Source organism: Sporomusa sp. 246TCP1, from assembly GCF_057319775.1.
Window position 1 is genome coordinate 4386145 of sequence record NZ_CM170492.1, and the last position, 23722, is coordinate 4409866.

Genomic DNA, 23722 nt, shown 5'->3' on the forward strand with positions numbered 1-23722 from the left:
ATCAGACACCTCCTTGACGAGCGGTATATTGCCATACTGGTGAGCACACGGTAGAGTATACTTCCTGCGCAAAGTTAACGGCACCATCAAAACCGCTTAAAGGATGTTTACGGTTGTGATTGTGGTCAATGAACGCGAGTCCCAGCTTGTAGGCCAACGGCCGTTCCTTGACACCGCCTACCAACAGATGCGCTCCTTGACCAGTCATAAAACGTTCCAGTTCTGCCGGATTGGCATCATCTAAAATAACAGTACCATCACTGACAAGTTCATTAATGGTGTCATATTCCTCCGGGCGCCCGGTCTGCGTACCTACCATTACCACCTCAATGCCAATTTCCCGAAACTGCTTAATTAGCGAGATGGCCTTAAACCCACCGCCAACATAGACGGCTGCTTTTTTACCTGCCAGTTTTTCTCTGTAGCCTTTAATAATGGGTGCCACCCTGTCAGTTTCCTGACGAATGAGTACTTCCGCCTTAGCCCTGAGTTCACCGCCGCCCATAGCCTCAGCAATATTGCGCAACGATTGTGCAGTATCTTCAAGCCCCAGGAAAGACACCTGCTGGTACGGAATACCATATAGTTCCTGCAGCTTGCCTGCCAAATAATACATTGAACCAGCACACTGAACAATATTGAGTGCAGCCTTAGCTGCTCCCTTAATGGTGGCACTAGTCGAATCACCGGTAAATACAGTGTTGACCTTTACCCCCATCTGCTGGAGATAGTCTTTAATAATCCAGGCTTCACCAGCCAGATTAAATTCTCCCAGGTAATTGATGGTTCTACTGGCGGCTTCGCGCCGGTCAACCGGATCGATGAGCTTTAATAGCGCCTCACAGGCAGCCCGGTAACCAGCTGATTTGTTGCCAATAAAACCACTGGATTCCACAGGAATAACCTCAATACCATGACGGCTGGCCGCCGCTTTGCACACAGCCGTCAAATCATCACCGATTACCCCAACGATACAGGTGGAGTACACAAATACCAGCTTGGCTTGGTATTTAGCCACAAGTTCATCAATCATCCGGGCCAGCTTCTTTTCGCCGCCAAAAATAATGTCTTTTTCCCTCAAATCAGTAGTAAAACTGTTACGGTAAAGTTCGGAGCCGCTGGACAAACTGCCGCGAATATCCCAGGTGTAGTTGGCACAGCCAACCGGGCCATGCACCAGATGGATTGCATCAGTAACCGGATTTAAAACTACTCTGGCCCCGCAGTACACACAGGCCCGTTGACTGACACAGCCGGCAATACTGTCAGCATCGCACTTTATCGTGTTTTTTCTTCGTCCTTTGGTAGCTATAAATTGTTCCCGTTCCGAAATAGCCGCAGTCGCCTCGCTCATATCTTCACCTCCTGGTTAACTACATAACCAACTCAAAATCTTCATCAGCAGCATCCCTGTCTGCTCTGTCTAATAGCGCATTGCTGATACTCTCAATCAGGCGCATAGCGCCGCGATAGCCAACAATCGGCAAATAGGAATGAACACTGCGATCCAATACGGGGAAACCAACTCGTACCAGCGGAATATCTTCCGCGCGAGCTATATATTTACCGTAGGTATTACCTATAATCAAATCAACTGGTTCATTCTTGAGCCACTGATGGAAAGTAAATAAATCGCCACCTGCCTTGACATTAGCTGTCACACCCGCGGGTTCCAGCATAGCCTGAATCTCTTCTTCAAAACTTCCGGTAACTGATCCTTTGGCCCCGCCCGGTGTACCTGTTAAGATATGGACTGGCTTCATTCCCAGACTCAGAACAAGTTCTGTCAAACCGGTAACAATATCCGGATCACCAAAGATACCTACCTGTTTGCCATGGAAGTGAAAGTGAGTGTCCGTCATAATGTCTACCAATTGACCACGTTCTTCTTCCAGCTCGTAGGGTACTTCTTGCGCAAACGCCCGGCGCAAGGCTACAAGCAAAGCATCGGTAGCCTTAATTCCAATCGGTGTTTTCAAGGTAGTTGCCGGCACCTGGCATTTTTGGACCAATAACTCGGCCGCATCACTTGAGGCAAAACGTCCGAGAGCCAATGTCAGTTTAGAATTTCCGCTGTCTTTGATCTGCGCCACAGTAGCACCCCCCTGTGGAAACATGGTGAACTTTCCTGTCATTGGCGCATCCAACACACCAGAGGTATCAGGGAACATGATTGACTTAATTCCCATGACCTTAACAATACGTTTAATCTCCCGCATATCACCAGGATTAACGAACCCGGGTATGATATTGACCTGTTCTCTTTTTACCGGCAAAGTAGCTTCTGCCAGATAACTGACCATCCCCTTGGTCATGTTGGAAAAGCCGGTAATGTGTGAGCCTACATAACTCGGCGTATTGGCGTGAATAATGATCTTGCCTTCAGGAACCTCGGTTGATTTAATAATATTGGGAATATCATCACCGATGGTCTCAGTCAGGCAGGTAGTGTGCACTGCCATAACCTCTGGATTATAAATAGAAAATACATTTTTTATGGCGGTTTTTAGGTTGGCACCGCCGCCAAACACCGAGGCTCCTTCGGTAAAGCTCGAAGTAGAAGCCATGGCCGGCTCCCGGAAATGCCGGGATAAGTGCATACGATGATAAGAGCAGCAGCCTTGTGAACCGTGACTATGCGGCAAACAACCATGAATCCCCAGGGCAGCGTACATAGCCCCAATAGGCTGGCAGGTTTTAGCCGGGTTAATCATGCCGCCACTATTACGTTCTTTATGTTCTTTAGGTGTACAATCCAGCATATCAGGCCACTCCTTCCTCAGTTACAGTACCAGTTAACAGCGGTTCATCCTGCCAGGGCGGAACTATATAGTTCCAGCTAGGAGAAGCAAATCCCATACTCACATCTCGCGCAAAATTAACTGCGCCGTTAAAACCGGCATAGGGACCACTGTAATCATACGAATGGAGCTGTTTGGCCGGGATACCCATTTTCTGAATTACATATTTATCCTTGATACCGGAGGCAAAGATGTCCGGTTTGAGAAGCTTGATAAACTCCTCTGTTTCAAAGTGATTGAGATCATCAACAATGATACTGCCGTCCTTCATGGTCACAGCCATACCTGCATAGTCACTTAATGGAATTTTCTGCTTAAGTTCTTCCATTTTTTCCGGCGATACTTTCAGGCGAAAACGCTGTTCATCCGCCCTCACCTGCAGCTCGGGAATATTCTTAGAATCAGCATCGGTTTTGATGGTAGGAATAACCTGTCGCCCTTCGTAATCATCCCGGTGGGCAAATTCATAGCCTGCTAATACTGTTTCAATCCCTATCTCGGCAAAAAGCCCCTGGTAATGATGACCACGCGAGCCACCAACAAAGCAGAATGCCGTCTTGCCATCACAAATCTTCTTGTACTGCTCAATGAGTGGTTCGATTCGCGCCACTTCACGTGCGATTACTTCTTCCGTTTTAGCAATGAGCGCTTCATCGCCAAAGTACAACGCCATGTTTCTGAGAGATTCACACATGCCTTGAATGCCAATGAAATTGACTTTGAGCCAAGGTGTACCATACTTCGTCTCTAACATATCTGCGATATAATTAATTGAGCGATGGCATTGAACCAGATTGAGTTCTGCAGTGTGGGCATTCTTTAGTTCTTCATATGAGCCATCACCAGTCATGACCGATACAACAGTATAACCGATCTCCTTTAAAACTCGCTCTACTTCCCAACTATCGCCGCCAATGTTGTATTCGCCGAGAATATTGATAGGATATTTACCAGCAGCCTTCTCGGCTTCGCCTGCTCCAATAACCCGCTCCATCAAGATGTTGTTGGCAATATGGTGACCGGCCGACTGGCTGACGCCTTTATAGCCTTCACAGCTAAAGGCAAGAACAGGAACCCCATGGCGGGATTCAGCTGCCCGGGCGACAGCACTAATATCATCACCAATCAGTCCAACCGGGCAGGTAGCCGAAACCGTAATACAATTGGGATGAAAGATATCTACCACTTCATCTATAACCTTCGCAAGTTTTTTTTCGCCGCCAAACACAATGTCACTTTCCTGCATATCAGTTGATACACAATAGTTAAGGAAATTCTGAGTGGGATCATCCGATTTAGCTTTGTTGCGGCGAGTACTCCAGGAATAGTAGCCACAACCAATGGGGCCATGAGTAATATGAACCATATCTTTAAGCGGGCCGAGCACAACGCCTTTACAACCGGCGTAGGCACAGCCGCGGTTGGTAATAATACCTGGAATCGTTCGGGTATTGGCTTCAATTACCTGCGCACTTTCTGCTCCATCTTTAATAAAGATGTGTTTTGTACGATTTTTTTGGACTTTAGATGGATATTGATCAAGTATCTCTTGTAACTCCTTTTCAGTAACAGCCATGCTGCTTTCCCCCTTTGCTTCCTTATTAACCAAGCTTATACTGCGTCTTCGCCGGCTTCACCGGTACGAACCCTAATAGCATCCAGCATGGGCATAACAATGATCTTTCCGTCCCCCACCTTATTTTCGGTGCGGTTGGCCGACATAATGGCCTCCACAATCCTGGGTACATCTTCATCATGGGCTAAAATCGTAAATAATCGCCGTGGGAACAACCGGTGTCCATCGAGAAAGCCATCAATCAACATTTCCGCATCTGCCTCGTCAGCACCAGCCATGCTCATCATTTTGTCTTTCCGCTCGGCTACAACAGCTGGATCATCAATTAGTTTTCCCCGCCCCATGACCTTGAAGGCTGTGAATCCGGCTACCCCGGCTTCTACCAATGCTTTCTTGGTAGCACTTGTTTTATTCATGCGTACTATGGCTAGAATCTCTTGCATGGTACAGCCTCCTTTACAGTTCTTTCATGCCGCTTGACACGGTGTATACCTCGGAAACAGGCGTTATGAATATTTTGCCGTCGCCATAGGCACCTTTTTCACCTGTTTTGGCCGCTTCCATTATTACCTTAATAATTTCCTGTTTATATTCGGCCCGCACTGCCATTAAAAGCAGCGTTTTGGGGATTTCATCATAAACGACCCCACCAATTTTAATGCCTTTTTGTTTGCCGCGGCCCACAACGTCAACGACAGTAACAGCGTTAAATCCGGCTTGTGACAGTTCGGCCAGCACTTCATCTTTTTTATCTGGTCTAATAATGGCTCTGATTAATATCACAACATTCACTCCTTCATTTTTCGTCGTTTAAGCTTAGGCAATGGCGTCAAGGAAGCCATGTTGCATCATGAGTTCTTCCAAACGATCTTGCGTCATAGGTTTTGGAATAACAAACAATTTATTATCGTCGATGGCCTTAGCCAAAGCACGGTATTCATTGGCCTGACCGGCTTCAGGATCAAAATCAATAACCGTCTTTTTGTGAATTTCAGCACGTTGAACCAGGTTATCCCTTGGTACGAAATAGATGAGCTGAGAACCAAGTTCTTCAGCGAACGCTTTCAAAAGCGGCAATTCATTATCTACCTTCCGGCTGTTGCAGATAATGCCACCCAACCGAACCTTGCCTGTTGTTGCATATTTTTGAATACCTTTGGCAATATTGTTAGCCGCATATAAAGCCATGAGTTCTCCGGAAGCTACAATATAGATTTCTTCGGCTTTGCCTTCTCTAATTGGCATCGCAAAACCGCCGCAAACAACGTCGCCAAGTACATCATAGAACACATAGTCGAGTTCAGGAGTATAGGCTCCAAGCGATTCCAACATATTAATTGAGGTGATTATGCCACGACCAGCGCAGCCTACCCCTGGTTCAGGACCACCGGATTCTACACAGCGGGTACTTTTAAAACCTTCTTTTAAAATAGCATCAAGTTCAATATCATCACCTTCGTCACGCAGTGTATCAAGCACTGTCTTTTGACAAAGTCCATTTAACAGTAACCGCGTCGAGTCGGCCTTAGGATCACAGCCAACTACCATAATATTTTTTCCAGCTTCAGCTAACGCCGCAACTGTGTTTTGCGTTGTAGTCGATTTACCGATACCGCCTTTACCATAAATAGCAACCTGTCTCATTGTTAACTTCCTCCTTTTTTTTATAACGATAATTCTGGCATAGCGGGTTTATCTGTTGAAAAATGTTAGTGTGTAGAATATAATAATAGTAGGCATAATCAATAAACCCTTGCTGCCCGCTTGGGATTGCGATTTGCTGTGGCTTCACGTGTATTGGTAGTACTCGTGAGGCCTTTTATTTGTTTGGAAGATAATCACCCCCCTTCCTTATCCTGCTTTTAGAAAAGTTAACCTTTTGGTTGATAACAAGACAAGGCTTACCACAATCAATAACTGTGGTAAGCCTCATTGCTTGTTAAAACTATTAAACTATCTGCAGGAATTTACGCTGCCATAAAAACATAAAAAGCTATAAGTAGAATTCTCTACTTCATAGCTTCATCGCTGAAAACCAATTTCTATTAAACACACTATACCATAGATAAACCCCATCTGCAACACTTCCGAATAATGTTCGAAAATTAAGTTTTCTGCATACAGCAGTAATAACTATTACTCCATCTCCATTACTATCCATCCAGACCTTTATCTGGCAGCTTCCTTTAATTCAAGTTGTTCGACGGCATAATAAAGCCCACTTCCCACGGTATAGCAATATTCCACCGACATGATACCCTGCTTTAACAAACGCTTTTGCGCCTGATAGCTGATCCGCATAGTCAATAAAGCATCACAATCCCGCAGTGCCGCCAGCGTGGATTCCCGCCGCTTCTCTTTGGCATCACAGTCCCCATCGATACTACAACTTTCTTTCAAGCTGCGCGTTTCCATTAACTCATACCGGTTATTATTTACCTGATAAATATAGAATTCATCGGCCTGACCAAAGTTTAAATCAACCATTTTACCAAATTTGGTAGTAACTGCTATCTTGTAATGACCGACAAACGGCAATGCTTTACGTTCAACCAATTCAACCGGAGTGGCAGTTACACAGTTTCTAAACTCACTGTTACGATCCTTAGCTAGAAGACCAATGGCATCTGCCCGACACTGGCGACAATGGGTCATCTGCTTCAGTTCATCGTTGCAAGCTGCACGCATGGCTATAACATCGCGCATATTAGTTTGCGGCAGCCCGGAAAATACACTACCCGGCGTGGGAATGAAGGGCATTATATTGGTAAGACAAGCACCTAATTGCTTGACTTTTTTGACAACAGCAGGCATATGCCAATCATTAACCATTTTTATCATTACAAGATTCACTTTGACCGCAACACCATGCCCCGCCAGGTACATTATTCCTTCCTGCTGGTTATTCAAAAGAATCTCAGCACCTTCTGCCCCAACATAACGAGTACCTTGGTAATTAACAGCGCCATAGATCTGTGAACCAACAATTGGGTCGGTACAATTTACGGTTACCGTGACGTGGCGAACACCAAGTTTGACTATTTCCGGAGCGTATTCGGGCAGTAGCAGGCCATTGGTTGACAGGCAAAATAGCATGCCTGGGTCTTTTTTCTTAATAAGTTCAATAGTCTCACGGGTTTCCTTCCAATCAGCCAGGGCATCCCCTGGACCAGCAATCCCAATCACACTAAGATTAGGGATAGCAGCTTTCACCTGTTCAAATTTGGCAAGCGCATCTGCCGGTGACAACAATTCACTAGTTACTCCAGGGTGACTTTCATTAACACAATCATACTTACGACTACAATAGTTGCAGCTGATATTACACCGTAGCGCTACTGGCAGATGCATACGTGCATATTGATCCTGGGCTTGACTGGAAAAGCAGGGGTGTTTATCGGTAAGCATGCGCGTCATAAAACGGGCCACTTCCTTTCTCTAAGTAGGACTTATAATAAGAAAATTACATTTACACTTCATTAAAAGGCTTACCCCAGTAACTAACCGTGGTCAGCCTAAATAAAATAGGTAAACTGTCTGCAGAAAATACTCTGCCGTAAAAACATAAAAAGCTATGAGCAGAATTCTCTGCCCAATAGCTTCATCGCTAAAAATCATTATCTTTTGAATTAACTATACCATAGCTATTAGTTACCCGCAATAGTTCGGGATATTTTGAAACATTTAATTTTTATGTAATTAAGTATTTTGACTTATTATTGCATTTGCCTAAATATCCGGCTATACTTTTAATAAACTGCTATCTACCCTCATCGGTAGATTGCAAATCCCCGAAGGGAGACTTGATTTTATGGAAACTTCTAACGATGATGTACATGAATTGCTGGCAGCCTTAGTATCTTCCCTCAACAACACCCTTTACGATCTCTCTGCTGAGAGTGAAAGAAATAACAGTAAAGTAACTGCCAAACGCCTGGAGTATTCCCGGCAAAAGGTTATGAGCGCTTGGGAAGTATACACCAAAAAACGGGCCAACAAGTAAAAGAAGCTTAATGGACTCTCCTGTCCATTAAGCTTCTTTTACACTCTACAAAAAACTATGTCTTTAACTACTTCCCCTGCAATAATGAGGCCAGCCACTGACGGTACAAAAGCAATACTGCCAGGAATTTGGTGGCGCGATATACATTTGCGCATTGTTTCCTGCGGACAAATGCAGGCTTCACTGCAGCTAGAACTCTCTGTCTCCACCGGGGTAAGCGGCGCCTCTTTTGAATAGACTACCTTAAGTGAAGTGATACCCCGCTTTCTCAGCTCCTGGCGCATCACCTTTGCCAATGGACACACTGAAGTACGGAAAATATCAGTCACCTCAAACTGCGTTGGATCCAACTTATTGCCAGCCCCCATGGAGGAGATCACCGGAATATTTTTAGCTTTGGCCCTGACAACAAGATCAAGCTTACCGGTAACGGTATCAATGGCATCCACGATATACGTATAATCGTCAGCAAGCAGTTTGTCTGCCGTATCCGGCAAATAAAATTCCTGAAAAACAGTGACTTCTGCCTTGGGATTTATCTCGAGGATACGTTCTCTCATAACCTCAACCTTAGGCTTCCCGATCGTTTTTCTAGTAGCATGCAGCTGCCGGTTAATATTAGTCAGACAAATATAATCATCATCCACCAGCACAAATTTACCTACACCTGAGCGCACCAGGCCTTCCACAGCATATGTCCCAACCCCGCCGATACCAAAAACAGCCACCTTGCTTTTCGCTAATTTACTCAGGCCTTCTGTGCCGATTAATAATTCTGTCCGGGAAAATTCATGCAGCATCTATTGTCACCCTTTATTAACTAAAGTCTATGCATTTTATTAGTGTAGCAAAAATCCCCAGGACAGTCAACAAGCCTTCGTCTACTTACGGGATATACGGGGTTTAATGGTTTTACCACATTTCGGGCAAATATGATTGCCCTCTTGATCGACTTCCATTACGACCCCGCACTGAATATGCACCAGCATCCTGCCACCTCCTAAATTAGTACCACAATAAACAGTATATGATGTTTATCCAAAATTAGACCCAAAATATTTTTTTGGGGGACTTTGTTTTTCTTCCGGGAGTAAACTTAGCGACTTTTTTAAACGATATATTAGTATCAACACCGACAAGGAGGTCTTTTATGAACAAGGTCTATGCACTGATTGGTCCCCCAGCCGCTGGTAAAAGCAGTATCTTACATGAGCTTGCCCAATATGCCATCCCCGAAATGGTCAGCCATACTACCCGTAAACCCAGACCCGGTGAAAAGCATGGTGTTAACTATTATTTTGTTAGTAAAGATGAGTTTCAAAAAACCGAGCTTATTGAGCGGGTAGAATACTCGGGAAATTACTACGGACTGAGTAAAGCAGAGGTATTAGATAAAGTCAAACTTTACCCAGTAAGCTTAGTAGCTGTTGAAATGCAAGGGCTTATCCAGCTAAAAAAATTACTGGCTAATCGCCTTGAATCCATATTTCTTATGACCGACTATGATACTATCATAACCCGCATGCTGGCCCGCGGTGATGCTGACGCGCTTATCAACCGTCGTATTGAATACGCCAAAAGTACCGGTGAGTTCGATATGTGGCAAACGGCCACTTATGTAGTAAAAAACACTGGTTCACTGGAAGCCGCCGTGCGCCAAATTTTGGCAATTACCGGCAATGTCACCCTGCCTAACAAAAGTGTATAGCAAAGGCCGCCAATTTGGCGGCCTTTAAACTATTATTCTTACATTCAATTGTCAACTTCTACTTCCAAGGCAAAGCGTGGGGCCTCCTTGCCATCTAGTACAATATTTTCAAAAAACATAGATTTCGGACGCACCCATAACCGGTATTCTCCATACAATGCCCGGTAGACAATCAACGTTTCCCCAGTTTCACTATGAATAGCCTCACCGACAACATGATATAGCTTTCCTTTATAATGACGATAAATTCCAGTCTTTACTCTAGGTGTCTTTTTTTCAGTCATCCTCTTCCTCCTTATGTTAGAGACTGTTACAAAATACCCTCTTTGTCGTTGAGCCTTTCAGCATAGAAACCGAGTATACCCTTGCTGTGCGACTTCATGGCGTTTAACACCGGGGTATTTTATAACAGTTTAAAAAATATTAAGGAAAGTGTGTTTTTTGAAACACACTCTGTTAATGCAAAATTGGGGAAAGCTTTTTGTAGACCAACAGGGTAATTAGCGAAATAATACTACCTTTGACTAAATTAAATGGCACAATAGCAAAAACAATAAAAGTCTTAAGATCAACAATTAATGGGTTCGCTACCCTCCCCATAGTAATAATAGCCTCAAGAGGAAGATGTAATGCTGATTGATATAGTGGAATTAAAACCCAATAATTTACTGCCGCCGCCACCAGCGTCATAGAAAATGTTCCGGCAACAAGAGCCAGAACCGCCCCTGTACGATTCTTTATTTGGCGATAAATAACAGCTGCAGGTACAACAAAACCTGTCCCAACCAAAAAATTGGCCATCTCTCCAATACCCGCCGTTTGCGTACTACTTACATGCAGGATGTTTTTCAGCATCACAATCAAGCACCCTGCCAATGGCCCCAGTGCAAAAGCACCAATAATAGCTGGTATATCACTAAAATCCAGTTTCAAAAAAGGCGGCATAAAAATAATTGGCAGCTCCAACAGCATCAAAATTGTGGCTGCACTTGCCAGGATTGCCACCCGTGTCACATAAACCATATTTCTATGCACTTACTCCCCCCTCCTACCAACTCGGTACAGCTATATTTCATTTGCATCAATGCAGCACTTGTGGATTGTCTAATGTAGCGTTATGCAATGCCGCAATAATAAATTCGGCCAGCACGGTTTCTATTATCGTTTCATGAACGGCCATAACCTCTTCCATTTCTAAACCATGACGCAAGTTCATATACTCAAACACCCGAGCTAAGCCCTCCGCATATACTTCCTGAGCCTCGGCTGGCATCTTACCTCTAAGAACATCATAATAAAGTAACCCGTAACGCTTGCTGATATCCTCCAAATGCAAGGCAAACAAGTACTTATAATCCTCTATCATATCCGTCATTGGGCTTCTCTCCCTTTTTTAACTCTGTGAAGTTTCTCAGCAATACATTATAACATACTTATTTATTCGCAACCAAAATGCCAAATCCCTACATGTTTTTTCAGATAATCCTCATCATAAATAAAATTGTCTACAAACTTAGGGCTGGCACATAGGATTTACGTTTCCACTTGGTGAATTTTATTTTTATCAGACTTACCAGACTGGAGGAATTACCTTGAAAAAAATTCCCTTCTACCCAAAACTACTCTTACTGCTTTTGCTGGTTACTTGCATGGTTTTGCCTGTACAAGCTGTCTTCTCAGCAGTAACCAACGTCGATCAAGTCAAAATCTTCGCTGAGCCAACCCCCTCAGCGCCAGTTATCGAAACGCTAAAATTAGGTGACGTAGTCCGGGTGTATAGCAAATCAGACGATGGCCAATTCTGGCAGGTAGAACACAAAAACCACCATGGCTGGCTTATTTTTAGCCAAATAAGCCCCAAAGATCGCAGGTACTAGAGTCCCTAATCACAAAAGGGCGGTTCTGATTAAAATGATAGCTATCATTCCAATCAGAACCGCCCCTACTATCTGTAAATGTAAACATCACCATTTGTCACTTCTAAATAAATTATCAAATAAAACCCTAATGATACCGCTAAAGCACAGAATCAAAACACCAAAGACACACAATGTAAACAAATAATCAAGCATTTGTCACAGCCTCCCCCTTATGCTTTAGTTTCTTGCTTTAAGAATAACATACTATGTAAAACAGTTCCAGGGACAAAAGTCCTATTTCTAGATACATACAATACGCCATACAAACAGCAAAGGATCCACGAATACTCGTGAATCCTTAAGTATTATACCTGCTATTCGATAAATACTACTGAACAATTACTAAGAAAACCAGTCACTTGATTTTCGATTAGAACACGATTCGCATCTTCCACCGAAATAACCGGATTGCAATTTTGACCAGCTAAGCGCACAGCTTTCACTACTAGAGGATTACTTCCGGCCTGGGATAAATCATTAATACCATCTGTCGAATAAGCAGCCATCCCACGACTAACTATTTTTTCATAATCAAGATTTTTATGACCATAAATGGGTTTATCATTATTATCCAAAATTACCGGTGACATAACCCTTTCTAAACCGAAACCACGACAAAAATGCACCCGCACTAAAAATAACAGATAACACAATTGCCGAAATCATAACAAATAACATTTTACTTCTTTTCATCTTCTCTTCCCCCCTGCAAAATACGTTCCCTCATTTATCATATTTCGCAATTTTCGCTGCACTTCTGTGAATTTCCTGCTATAATTAGCATAAAATTCATATCCTGACCCTTCTTAATAAAATAAAAACTACCAGGAACAGTCCTTAGCTGACTGTCCCTGGTAGTTTTTTTCGCGTTATATGCCAAAAAACTCATCTTAATTTATATTGTATCATCCTGCCGGATAGCGTCCTCCATAAGTTCGCTCCACCTTTGATTATTCTCATCTTCCTGACAATACTGCAAATACAAATCGGCTACAGCCATGGCCGCCTGCTGCTCACGTATCGTTAAACCAGCTTTAGCTACCATCGCGGCCGCTTCCATGCCGGCACGCTCTACTAATGCCTGCCGTTTTGCTGCCAGTATTCCAACAATGGCCGGCACTGACTGTGCAAGTTCGATTTGCCTTGATTTTATCATCATAGGAAGACCTCCTAAATACTATTAATTCATGTAACGCCACCATCACTTCTGTTCCTTATTTTACAATTAAAATATTAATTATGTGTTAGAAACGAGAGGTCTGTCTCTTTTTACGCACAAACAGCCGCACAGAATTTTCTGCACGGCTGTTTTGGGAAATTATCTCAAGCTTTGTGACTTACTTTAAAAGATTTAATTTTAGCAGCCCCGTATTCAATAGCAACAAATAATACAGGCACCAGGAAGATACTCAAACTGGTAGCTGCCGTCATACCACCGACAACGGTAGTGCCTAATGCCGCACGGGCGGCAGAACCGGCACCTGTTGATATCGCTAACGGAATACAGCCTAAGATGAAGGCCAGCGAAGTCATCAGGATAGGCCGCAGCCTGAGCTTGGCCGCTTCCACTGCTGCCTGCACTGGTTCCATGCCTTTGTCTGTTCTGGCTTTGGCATACTCTACAATCAAGATCGCGTTTTTAGCTGCCAGACCGATGAGCATAACTAAACCAATTTGCATATAAACACTATTTTCCAGTCCCCGGGCGTAAATGAAGCAGGCTGCGCCAAAAATACCTGTGGGTACCGATAAGAGTACCGCAAATGGGATGTTCCAGCTTTCATACAAAGCAGCTAAACATAAGAAAGCAAATAACAGGGCAAAACCGAAGATAATCGGTGTCTGTCCGCCCGAAACTTTTTCTTCACGGCTTAAATCTGACCATTCGTAGGTAAAGGTTTGAGGCAACACCTCAGCCGCTACCTCTTCCAATGCGTCCATTGCCTGGCCAGAACTATAGCCTGGAGCTGTGGTCGCATTAATTTGCATGGCCGGGTAGCCATTAAACCGCTTAATCAGCGTTTGGCCGCTAGTTGCAACCGGTGTTACCAAAGTATTGAGCGGCACCATAGTACCGGCAGAACTCCGCACATAGAAAAAACGGGTTGCATCCACATCGGAGCGGAATTCCGGCTGCGCCTGCAGCATGACCTTATAAGTACGGCCAAAGCGATTAAAGTCATTTACCTGCATACCGCCCAGAAAGGTTTGCAAGGCTGTAAATATATCCTGAACAGGAACTCCCAAAGCTTTCGCTTTTTCCCTGTCAACTTCGTAACGGTACGAAGGCGTATCAGCCCGGAAACTTGATTGGGCCATACTGATCTCCGGACGCTTCCGGGCTGCGGCAATAAACTGCTGAGATACATCATTCATTTCCGCCATAGTCGAGGCACCTCTATCCTGAATCATAAAGGTCAGACCGCCGACAGTACCAATGCCCGGCAATGCAGGTGGGCTAAAGGCAAAAATAGTAGCTTCCGGTATATTACTTACTTTGCCCATGGCTTGCCCAATTATAGCTTTCAACTGGGTATTAGGTGTTGTCCGCTCTCCCCACGGCGTTAGTCCGGCAATTACCATCGCGCCGTTTGGCTTTTGTCCACCGGCTAAAACGTCATACCCGGCTATTTCCCCAGTGGTTTCTACGCCAGGCAGGGAATGATAGATTTCGCCGACCTGCTTGGCAATCGCTGTGGTGCGGTTTAGGTTTGCCCCTTCCGGTAAACTAACAACAGATAACAGGAAGCCTTGATCTTCATCAGGCACAAAGGTAGAAGGAATAACCCGCAGCGTCCAGACGCACAAGATAACAATTACTGCTAAGCCTACACCCCATAAGCCAGCTCTGCGAATCGAACGCTGGACACCATTAGAATATTTTTCAAGTATACGATCAAACCAATTGTTGAAACGGTTAAAAAATCTGCCCATCAGACCGGGGCGTTCTTCGCCGGTATACGGCTTTAAGATCATAGCGCATAGCGCCGGAGTCAATGTTAGCGCCACTAGCGCCGATAGCGCCATAGAAACCACGATTGTCAAGGCAAATTGTTTATACAAAACTCCTGTCGTTCCTCCAAAAAAGGCAACCGGGATAAAAACAGACGCAAGCACGAAAGCAATCGCGATAACTGGACCAGATACTTCTTCCATTGCCCGGATTGTCGCTTCCTTCGGGTTAAGACCGGTATGACGCATGTGGTGCTCAACTGCCTCCACAACAACAATAGCATCATCAACTACCAGGCCAATGGCCAGTACCATCGCAAACAGAGTCAGGGTATTAATGGAAAATCCTAATATGACAAAGGCTGCAAAGGTTCCGACCAACGAAACCGGCACTGCCAGCATGGGAATCAAAGTGGCCCGCCAATTTTGCAGGAACAAATAAACAATAATCAGTACCAGCGCAAGGGCTTCCACGAAAGTATGTAATACCTTCTCTAACGACTCGGTAATATATTTGGTATTATCAGTAAGGATACGGTACTCCATATCTGGTGGAAAGCGTTTGGATGCATCCTCAATGACTTTCCGAACACCCTTAACTGTCTCCAGGGCGTTAGCTTCTGTTGTCAGCTGGACGGCAAAAACAACAGCCTCATGACTGTCAAAGCTACTTTTAACAGCAGTATCTTTAGACCCTAATTCAACTGTAGCTATATCGCCCAAGTGAATAGCCGAACCATCCGGTTGTGCGCGAATGATAACTTTTCTAAAATCTTCTTCAGTAACCAAACGGCCTTGGATACTGGCCGTATACTGGAACTCCTGCTTTGCTACTGACGGAAGCTGACCAATGGTACCGGCTGGTGCCTGCACATTTTGCTCTTTAATGGCACTAACGATGTCAGCAGCCGTAATTCCCATCTGCGCCAGCTTATCTGGTTTGAGCCAAACACGCATACTAAAGTCGGCACCATATTCGCTAACATCGCCTACACCTTTAACCCGGCGAATGTCATCAAGGATGTTAATGCTACCATAGTTTTTGAGAAACACGCTGTCATAACTGTTGTTGGGGGAAACAAGACTGAAATACACCGCCGTATCAGGTGAAACTTTACGGGTTGTTACGCCCGATTGTTGCACGTCCTGAGGCAGGCCGGCATTAGCCTGCGCTACCCGGTTTTGGGTGTACATTGTCACCATGTCAGGATCTTCCCCTAATTCAAATTTGACATTAAGTGAATACCTGCCTGTATCGGAGCTGGTAGAGGTCATAGAAACCGCGCCTTGTACGCCATTGGTCTGCTGCTCAATGACTTGGGCTACCGTTTTTTCCACTACATCCGCGTTAGCACCGGTATAGGTGGTGCCGATACTGACCTGGGGCGGTGTAATTTGGGGATATTGGGCAATTGGCAGGGTATAAGCAGCAATACCGCCTGCCAGCACAATAAGTATGGATATGACGATTGCGAAGATTGGTCGGTTAATAAAAAATTTTGCCATAAACCCGCCCCCCCTACTTCGCGCCTGGAATAATTAGATCGTTAAGGCCGATCATGGTAATAGTAAGCGGTGTTCCTGGCTGGGCTTTCGCAAACCCTTCCACAACAACAATATCCTGGCTTGTAAGCCCTTCTTCTACAATTTGCAGGTTGTCGATTTTAGGTCCCAATTTTACTTGCTTAGTTACAGCTTCGTTATTGGCACCGGCAACAGTGACAAAAGTTTTGCCTAACAGTTCCTGAATAGCACGCTGAGGAATAAGCAGTGCTCCCTGCCGGGTTTCGCCAACAGCCACAATCCGGGCAAACATACCTGGTACCAGCAATTGCTGCGGATTGCCAAAAGAGGCTTTCATCGCCAATGTACCTGTTTGGTTAGCCATCCCCCGGTCAATCTGCTCCAAACGACCGGTAATTGGATATTCACTACCGTTGCTGAGAATGAGTTTAAGATTTTGTCCCCAGGCATCAGGTGCATTGCCCATTTGGGCGAATTTTAAGTATTCATTCTCACTCATACTAAAACGAACTTGCACAGGATCTACTGTGGAAACAGTTGCCATAACTGTACTGCCAGCCTGAACATAGCCGCCGACACTTAATTCGCCTACACCAATCCGACCATTTACCGGCGACACAACCACCGTATCTGATAAATCATTCTGGGCCTGGTCCAATTTGGCTTGATAAGCGTTTACCTGTGCGGCAGCCTGCTCGGCCTGTGACTTTGAGGTATCCAATGTTTGAACAGCAATACCGCCTTGATCAGCTAAATTCTGATACCGCACAACATCGCGTTGGATGTTACTCAGCGAAGCCTGCGCTTGCGCGACCTGAGCCTGCGAATCGGCTACTGCCGCTACATATTTGCGCCGATCAATTTCAAACAAAGGTTGCCCGGCTTGAACCGTGTCACCACCATTGAATAGTTTGCGGGAAATATTACCAGTAACCTGTGCTTTAATTTGGATTTCATCTTTGGCTACAATTTCGCCAACAAACTCGTATGTAACAGGGGTATCCTGCTGTATAACCTGCATAGCCTTGACTGCCACTTCTTTATGTTGACGGGGCGCTTGTTGTTTACTACAGCCTGCTGCTACAATTAGAAATACTACAGCAAGGCATAGAATACTTTTTTTATTCACCATTTTCCCTCCCATTTTTACTGTTTTTAAGAGTGCTTGGCAACACCATTTAAATAGATTTCAAGGGCCTGTGACATATATTCTGTAGCAATGTCTTGTTTGCTTGGCATCAATTCTTTAAAAAGATCCTGAGCTGTAAAGGATAAGTTCAATATTTTCAACAGCGACATAGCAGCAAGATCTGAATCAATATCTGATCTAAATTCACCATTACGTTTCGCTTCTTCAATACATCCCTGCAAAAAAAAATGCGAATGACGTGTAGCACTTTTCACCAAACTGTCAAAATATTTGGTCGGATTGAATACTTCCGTGAAAAATAAACGGTCTATGTAGGGATTTTTTTTATTAGTGACAATCAATAGATCCGCAAAGCGTCTTAATTTCATAACAGCTGAAATCTCTTCTTTACTAATGGCATCAATGGCATCTCTTAGTATTGCTAATTGATTTTCTAGTACAAATGCATACAATTTATCTTTCCCGCCAAAATAGTACGAGATTAGGGCAATATTAACCCCGGCAGCATCAGCCAATTCTTTTACGGAAACAGCAGCTAACCCTTTAGTTGCAAATAAAGGAATGGCCGCTTCAATAAGCTTATTAACTGTTGGCTTATCTGTGCATATCTCTTTTTTCGTTATATTCACATCCTTTCCCCTAATGTAATTATTTAAAAACATATTTTAAACGTACTTTTAATTATATTATATAATATTTTCCCTGTCTATAATATACAATTGGAAAAAGCATTGTATAAATCGAAAAACACCTAATTATCTGTTCATAACTAGGTGTTTTTCAGTTTAAAGCCAAGTTTCTCCATCTTTCGTCAAACTACACTCGCACTTCAAAGTGTTTTTCTGCTTGAGGTGCTGTCGTCTGTGGCGATACAACTATATCTAGGCCCTCTTTATTAGTTACCGTAGCTGTTTTCTTAGCACAATCACTCAGCGTATGCTGTTGTTTTGGTCCCTTTTTAAATAAGCGTAAACCCACTAAAATCACCGCAGCAACTGCCACTAGCCCAATAAAAGGAAGATAGTTCAGTCCAGACGGCTTGCTATTTACCACCGGCGGTTTCGCCGGAACAGCAGTCTGCGCAGCAACCGCAGCCTGCGAATCAGGGCCTGCGGCGGGAGCTGCCTGGATACTATTTGTTTTGCTTGTCGTTGTTGCAGCAGGTGCTGACTTTTCGCCATCCTTAGTCTGGGCTGACTTCCCCTGAAAAGCCTTTCCTAAATCATCTAGCTTCTTAGCTGTACCTGACAGACCTGGACTTACCGTTTTATCCGAATTTGGGGTTGAACTACCTGAAGATACCGGCGGATTATCAGTCCCTGTATGGGAACCTGTCGGAGTAAGCGTAGGCGCAATAGGCGGCGTGGGTTTTGTTGGCGGAGTAGGCGCTATTGGCATAACAAGACTCCTTTTCTATGTTTAATAAACTATTTGCCAGTTTACTCATGATTGTAACATATCACAGTTGATTACGGCTGTGGAAATTTTACCATAAAAGTGGTCCCGGAATCTCCGGTCTTTACCTCAATTTTTGCATTATGTCGATTGGCTATGTTGAAACATATCGGCAACCCCAGTCCGGTGCCATTTTCTTTCGTTGTCACAAAGGGCGTACCTAATTTCTGCTCAATTTCCTGTGGAATACCGATACCCTGATCTTGAATATATAAGACCACCTGTTCAGCTTCCGCATACGTGCCAATCGTCAATTGTCCTCCCGGCACCATAGCTTCCAGCCCATTCCTGACAAAATTAAGAATTAGTTGACGCATTTCCTGGGCATCCAGCAGCAAATCAGGTATATCGACCGCTAATTTCGTAACAATCCATTTTTCATTAAGCAGTGCATCAGACTCCAATAGTGGCAATAGCTTTTGGACAATCGTATTCAGGTTCTGCAGTGACTGATCAAGCAGCTTGTTTCTGGCCAGCGAAAGATATTCTGTAATGATGGAATTTGCTCTGTCCAGTTCGGTGATCATCAAATTAAGCCGCGAATCATACTGGACAAATTCCTTCTTCCTCATAAAAGACTGCAGAAACCCTCTTACTGTCGTCAAGGGATTCCTAATCTCGTGGGCAATACCAGCGGCCATTTCCCCAATCAGATTTAACCGTTCCATGCGGGACATCTCTTTTTCCATAAGCTTGCGTTCCGTGATATCGGTGATAATTGACCGATAGTTTGCTCCATAGCTACCTGCGCCCGGCAGCGGCATACTGATAATCTGTGCATAGATAGTCGTAGTTTTTTTGGATATTATTTCTACTTCACTAATTACTTTTTTAGCAGTCAATCTGCATGAACGCAGATGATCAAAAAAAAGCTTATAACTACCTTTATCAAGAAAAACAGTCATCGGCATACCGAGCAGACGTGATCGCTCCAAGCCTAATAAAGCCGCGCCAGCAAGATTAATCTCACTGATACAACCCTTGTCATCAAAAGTCACGTAACCCGCCGGCGCAAAATCATACAAATCAGCATAGCGGTTGCGTGATTCTTCCAACTCCCCAAGAGCCTCTTGCATTGCTTGGCACTGAATTTCCAAGTCCCATTCCTGGGCCTGAAGTTTCTCTTTTAGCTGCTCTATTTCTTCTGTTCCGGCATTATCCAAAGATAGAAGCGGCTTCGCGGGATTACCGATTCCCCGCTTACCTTCGGCATCTGATCTGGCCATATATATAGCCTCCTCCTGACCGAGTACATTATTCCCACCCGGTTCTCTTGGGCATCTCCTGGCATTGTCCTGCTATTCGCCTATCCATTTGGTTTTACCCTTATCCTAGCTACGAGGCAACAATCTCAAAGGCCATCAGAATCAATTTGGTATTGTCGTGCAATCTTACAATCCGGCGGGCATTAATCAACATGGTTAATTTGCGGTTATCAGTGAAGTCGCCGCTAACCGTAAAATCTTCAAATGCCGCATCTTGCTCCAGAAGAGCAGTCAGCAGGGTGCGCAGTTCCAGCAAATTCCACTTGCTGTTTTGGATTTGAAAAATAGATTGACCACTCACTTCTCCAGGCGTCATCCGAAAAGTCTGACAAAAAGCCTTGTTCGCTGTCTTCAGTCGCAGGTCGGTGTCAAGAACCACCATGGGATGCCTTACGGTTTCCACAATGGCTTCGGCATACTCCCGAGCCTCCTGGGCAACTCTAATGCTTTGCTTGATAACGTCAATATCGGCAAAGGTGATAATAACACCATCAATTTTGTTATCTGTAGTCCGATAAGGACGTATCTGCATAGAATACCAATGCCCCCATCGATCCTGAACTTCTTGCTCAGCGCTGTTTAGCGTGTCGATTACCTGGAGGCTCACTTGCTCCAAATCGGGAACAGCAATATTCGGCTTAATATTGCTGATCGGCCGTCCGACATCGGTGCCAATCAGGTTAAATACCGGCTCAGCAGCCGAGTTGAAACGCCTGATGCGCAAATCGTTGCTAAGTATAAGGACAGGGAGGCTGATGCTACGAAGTAGATTGATCATATCGTTATTGACATGGTTCAATTCCATATTGCGGGTTCCCAGTTCTTCGTTCAGGGTCATCAACTCTTCGTTGGTCGACTGGAGTTCTTCTTTGGCTGTCTCCATTTCTTCATTCATGCTCTGCAATTCTTCGTTACTTGATTGCACTTCTTCGTTCGCATACCTGAGGTCTTCGTTGTCCGCTTCGTGCTGGTCGATGATCGACTGCAGGTATTCCTTCGTGGCGGCGACCTCCTGTTGCAGACGCAAGACTTCATCGACAGCCCTCGCCTGTTGTACCGCTTCCGGTGCCGCACTGGCACTGTTAGACGTACTATCAGGCAATGGAGGCTGTGATACACCCTCCCGAAACAATACCAAAAAATACTCTCCTTTGGAAAAAGGCCCATTGATCGGAATAATATCAACATTAACCGGGAGTGACTGCCCATTCTGGAGAACATGCAATCCTTCCTTTTTAACCGTTATATTTTCTTTTTTAGCCTGATTGACGGCTGCTCGCAGTCCGGCAAACAAACCGTCCCGGGCCATCTTCAGCAGGTTTACGCTCGGCATTCCTGATGCCGGTTCAAGATAAACGCCAGTCCGGCCCCGGAATTGAATAATATCCAGTTGGCTGTTGATAACGACACCAGCTGGAGCGTATTTGCTGAGAACGATCCTGTCAGCTTCTTTTTGCACATCCAGCCAGGAACCGGCACTCAAACCGACAACCTCGTCCTTACTGCGGTTTTGGAGCGTTGCCGCATGCTCAGCAGCCGAAAAATCAAACACCAGCGGCGTGACAACTGATTTTTTCGTATAAATCCTATATTTTTTATCCACCAGGTTAAACAGATCGGCAAATACACCGATAGACTCTGACGCCCCCAAAATAAGATAGCCGTCGGGATTCAGAGCGTAATGAAAAATCGGGAATATTCGCTTATGCAATGCCGCCCCAAAATAGATCATCACATTGCGGCAACTGACAAGATCCACCCTGGAAATAGGCGGATCTTGTCCGATATCCTGCCTGGCAAATACACATATATCGCGAATCGTCTTGCTGACCTGATAGCCCTGTTCCACTTCAACAAAAAAACGGCTAAGACGTTCTGTACTAACATCAGTCATGATTGTCTTCGGGTAGATTCCAACTCGTGCTTTGTCGATAACCGTTTTATTAATATCGGTAGCAAAAATCTGGATTCGCCTATCAACATAGTTGTCCGCCAAAAATTCCAGCAAAGCAATAGCCAATGAATAGGCTTCCTCGCCTGTTGAACAACCAGGCACCCACAGCCGGATAGGCACGTTGGGTGCCACAGTACTGACAATCAATGGGAAAATCGTCTTTTTTAAAGTCTCGAATGCCTGCGGCTCACGGAAAAATTTCGTAACATTGATCAACAGATCTTGCTGCAGAGCGGTAAGTTCTGCACCATTTTGCTGCAGATAAACAACATAATTGTCAAGCTTGTCGAGCTTAAGCAAACTCATTCGGCGCATGATCCGCCGTTTTATTGTTAGCTGCTTATATTCAGCGAAATTAATACCGCTGGTTTTGCATAACAAAGCAATAATCCGATTAAGTGCCTCGGTTCCATCCGGGAACAACTTGCCGTCTGTTACTGGGCTTGAAATAATCCGCGATTGGCCATCCCTCGAAACTTCACCAGTGATCGAACAATCCTGCCGCTGTTCCTGGTTACCGTCTGTTTGTTCTGTTGTCAAGACAGGCCTAGCGGCTTTTGCCGCTGCTACAGAAGAGGATTCCCTTCCGGATTGCTGGCTATAACTTTTGTCGCCAGAATTATTCTCTTTCATTTTTCCCTCCTTCAACAAATGAGACGGCAGTATGCTTTATTGCAATCTTATCGTAGTTATTTTCGGCAAAATAATACATATAATGGTCATTTTTGTTATATCTTCTATAGGCTTACATTATTTTCCTGCCAAAAACCTAATACTATTCTCTAAACACCAACTATTATTTTTTTGCTTCATTCTTATACTCCATCACAAGAAAACCTTTCTGTCCCCCCAACCACTTTTCCTGCCAAACATAGCAAAATCATTGCATGCACCGAGCCATTTCTACAAATGAAAATACATATAACCTTCGTATGTCTGCAAGCTTTAGAATTGCTGAATATGTGTTTGGAGAAGATGTGGTCACATATACTATATTATTAGTTAGGATGAGGTGTCGACATGAACAAAATCTCGCTCTCTAGAGCAGAGTCAATAATCAGTCCTGATATCGGCGACGAGCTTGAAATTTTCTTATATACCAACCTTAGTGCCCTAGTTTCGTCTAATCCGGATGTGGTATTAACACCCAGTTTTCAAGCAGCATTGACTTCAGCTTTAAATAGTATCAGCGGTCGGCACAATCACACTTTACCAGGCGATATTACTAATATATTAGAAGTGTTTATAATAATGAATGCAAGCAGAATCGTTTAACTGGTTCTTCAACTTCGTCGATAAGCTAATACTCCCGCCTCTATAGGCGGCGTTACTTCAGGTGGGGTAGAGTCCCCACCCGGGGAATAGGAAACGCCCCCAATACTTTCAAAGCACCGGGGGCGTCTCTGCTCCTTCTG

General features: G+C 44.4%; 23 protein-coding genes. 4 read left to right on the top strand and 19 right to left on the bottom strand.

Annotated elements, in window-relative coordinates:
- Position 1: 1 nt before the first annotated feature.
- The 7 genes from nifE to nifB form a co-directional block, all read right to left on the bottom strand.
- Positions 2-1354 carry a nitrogenase iron-molybdenum cofactor biosynthesis protein NifE gene (nifE, locus tag AC1ECB_RS20735; protein ID WP_485665564.1) on the bottom strand — a complete coding sequence of 451 codons (1353 nt, stop codon included), beginning with the start codon at positions 1352-1354 and terminating at the stop codon, positions 2-4.
- A gap of 19 nt (positions 1355-1373) precedes the next feature.
- Positions 1374-2762, bottom strand: coding sequence for a nitrogenase molybdenum-iron protein subunit beta (nifK, locus tag AC1ECB_RS20740; protein ID WP_485665565.1), 1389 nt, complete (start codon positions 2760-2762; stop codon positions 1374-1376).
- A 1-nt stretch (position 2763) separates the two neighbouring features.
- Positions 2764-4377 carry a nitrogenase molybdenum-iron protein alpha chain gene (nifD, locus tag AC1ECB_RS20745; RefSeq protein ID WP_485665566.1) on the bottom strand — a complete coding sequence of 538 codons (1614 nt, stop codon included), beginning with the start codon at positions 4375-4377 and terminating at the stop codon, positions 2764-2766.
- Between the two features lie 35 nt (positions 4378-4412).
- A complete protein-coding gene (locus AC1ECB_RS20750) occupies positions 4413-4820 on the bottom strand; it encodes a P-II family nitrogen regulator (RefSeq protein WP_021167798.1) in 408 nt (135 codons plus the stop codon).
- Between the two features lie 13 nt (positions 4821-4833).
- Entirely contained in the window at positions 4834-5160 is a 327-nt protein-coding gene (locus AC1ECB_RS20755) for a P-II family nitrogen regulator (protein ID WP_021167799.1), read from the bottom strand.
- 33 nt (positions 5161-5193) lie between these two features.
- A complete protein-coding gene (nifH, locus tag AC1ECB_RS20760) occupies positions 5194-6021 on the bottom strand; it encodes a nitrogenase iron protein (protein WP_485665567.1) in 828 nt (275 codons plus the stop codon).
- Positions 6022-6546: 525 nt separating this feature from the next.
- A complete protein-coding gene (gene nifB / locus AC1ECB_RS20765; RefSeq protein ID WP_485665568.1) occupies positions 6547-7794 on the bottom strand; it encodes a nitrogenase cofactor biosynthesis protein NifB in 1248 nt (415 codons plus the stop codon).
- A gap of 394 nt (positions 7795-8188) precedes the next feature.
- On the opposite strand from nifB, the gene AC1ECB_RS20770 reads away from it, so the two are divergent.
- Complete coding sequence (locus tag AC1ECB_RS20770; protein WP_145092853.1) at positions 8189-8380, top strand: hypothetical protein; 192 nt, start codon at positions 8189-8191, stop codon at positions 8378-8380.
- 38 nt (positions 8381-8418) lie between these two features.
- Here the strand turns inward: AC1ECB_RS20770 and AC1ECB_RS20775 are convergent, their stop codons facing one another.
- Entirely contained in the window at positions 8419-9180 is a 762-nt protein-coding gene (locus AC1ECB_RS20775; RefSeq protein ID WP_485665569.1) for a tRNA threonylcarbamoyladenosine dehydratase, read from the bottom strand.
- A gap of 350 nt (positions 9181-9530) precedes the next feature.
- Here AC1ECB_RS20775 and AC1ECB_RS20780 point away from each other — a divergent pair, with 350 nt between their 5' ends.
- A complete protein-coding gene (locus AC1ECB_RS20780) occupies positions 9531-10088 on the top strand; it encodes a guanylate kinase (protein WP_485665570.1) in 558 nt (185 codons plus the stop codon).
- Between the two features lie 44 nt (positions 10089-10132).
- Here AC1ECB_RS20780 and AC1ECB_RS20785 read toward each other — a convergent pair whose 3' ends face one another.
- From AC1ECB_RS20785 to AC1ECB_RS20795, 3 genes are all read right to left on the bottom strand, one after another.
- Complete coding sequence (locus AC1ECB_RS20785; RefSeq protein ID WP_485665571.1) at positions 10133-10372, bottom strand: DUF1653 domain-containing protein; 240 nt, start codon at positions 10370-10372, stop codon at positions 10133-10135.
- Between the two features lie 172 nt (positions 10373-10544).
- Positions 10545-11123, bottom strand: a complete 579-nt coding sequence (locus tag AC1ECB_RS20790; protein WP_485665572.1) for an ECF transporter S component — start codon at positions 11121-11123, stop codon at positions 10545-10547.
- A gap of 46 nt (positions 11124-11169) precedes the next feature.
- Positions 11170-11463: a hypothetical protein gene (locus AC1ECB_RS20795; RefSeq protein WP_485665573.1), complete on the bottom strand. Its 294-nt coding sequence runs from the start codon at positions 11461-11463 to the stop codon at positions 11170-11172.
- A 217-nt stretch (positions 11464-11680) separates the two neighbouring features.
- On the opposite strand from AC1ECB_RS20795, the gene AC1ECB_RS20800 reads away from it, so the two are divergent.
- Positions 11681-11965, top strand: coding sequence for an SH3 domain-containing protein (locus AC1ECB_RS20800; RefSeq protein WP_485665574.1), 285 nt, complete (start codon positions 11681-11683; stop codon positions 11963-11965).
- 356 nt (positions 11966-12321) lie between these two features.
- Here AC1ECB_RS20800 and AC1ECB_RS20805 read toward each other — a convergent pair whose 3' ends face one another.
- The 8 genes from AC1ECB_RS20805 to AC1ECB_RS20840 form a co-directional block, all read right to left on the bottom strand.
- Positions 12322-12597 (bottom strand): hypothetical protein, encoded by a 276-nt coding sequence (locus tag AC1ECB_RS20805; RefSeq protein WP_485665575.1) that lies wholly within the window; start codon positions 12595-12597, stop codon positions 12322-12324.
- 305 nt (positions 12598-12902) lie between these two features.
- Complete coding sequence (locus AC1ECB_RS20810) at positions 12903-13166, bottom strand: hypothetical protein (RefSeq protein WP_485665576.1); 264 nt, start codon at positions 13164-13166, stop codon at positions 12903-12905.
- 164 nt (positions 13167-13330) lie between these two features.
- Complete coding sequence (locus AC1ECB_RS20815; RefSeq protein WP_485665577.1) at positions 13331-16465, bottom strand: efflux RND transporter permease subunit; 3135 nt, start codon at positions 16463-16465, stop codon at positions 13331-13333.
- A gap of 13 nt (positions 16466-16478) precedes the next feature.
- Positions 16479-17615, bottom strand: a complete 1137-nt coding sequence (locus AC1ECB_RS20820) for an efflux RND transporter periplasmic adaptor subunit (RefSeq protein WP_485665578.1) — start codon at positions 17613-17615, stop codon at positions 16479-16481.
- Positions 17616-17638: 23 nt separating this feature from the next.
- Positions 17639-18262 (bottom strand): TetR family transcriptional regulator, encoded by a 624-nt coding sequence (locus tag AC1ECB_RS20825; RefSeq protein WP_485665579.1) that lies wholly within the window; start codon positions 18260-18262, stop codon positions 17639-17641.
- A 187-nt stretch (positions 18263-18449) separates the two neighbouring features.
- A complete protein-coding gene (locus tag AC1ECB_RS20830) occupies positions 18450-19031 on the bottom strand; it encodes a hypothetical protein (RefSeq protein ID WP_485665580.1) in 582 nt (193 codons plus the stop codon).
- A 71-nt stretch (positions 19032-19102) separates the two neighbouring features.
- Positions 19103-20314 (bottom strand): two-component system sensor histidine kinase NtrB, encoded by a 1212-nt coding sequence (locus tag AC1ECB_RS20835; RefSeq protein WP_485665581.1) that lies wholly within the window; start codon positions 20312-20314, stop codon positions 19103-19105.
- Positions 20315-20423: 109 nt separating this feature from the next.
- Positions 20424-22940, bottom strand: a complete 2517-nt coding sequence (locus AC1ECB_RS20840) for a CheR family methyltransferase (protein WP_485665582.1) — start codon at positions 22938-22940, stop codon at positions 20424-20426.
- Between the two features lie 387 nt (positions 22941-23327).
- Here AC1ECB_RS20840 and AC1ECB_RS20845 point away from each other — a divergent pair, with 387 nt between their 5' ends.
- Positions 23328-23582, top strand: coding sequence for a hypothetical protein (locus AC1ECB_RS20845; protein ID WP_485665583.1), 255 nt, complete (start codon positions 23328-23330; stop codon positions 23580-23582).
- Positions 23583-23722 lie beyond the last annotated feature (140 nt).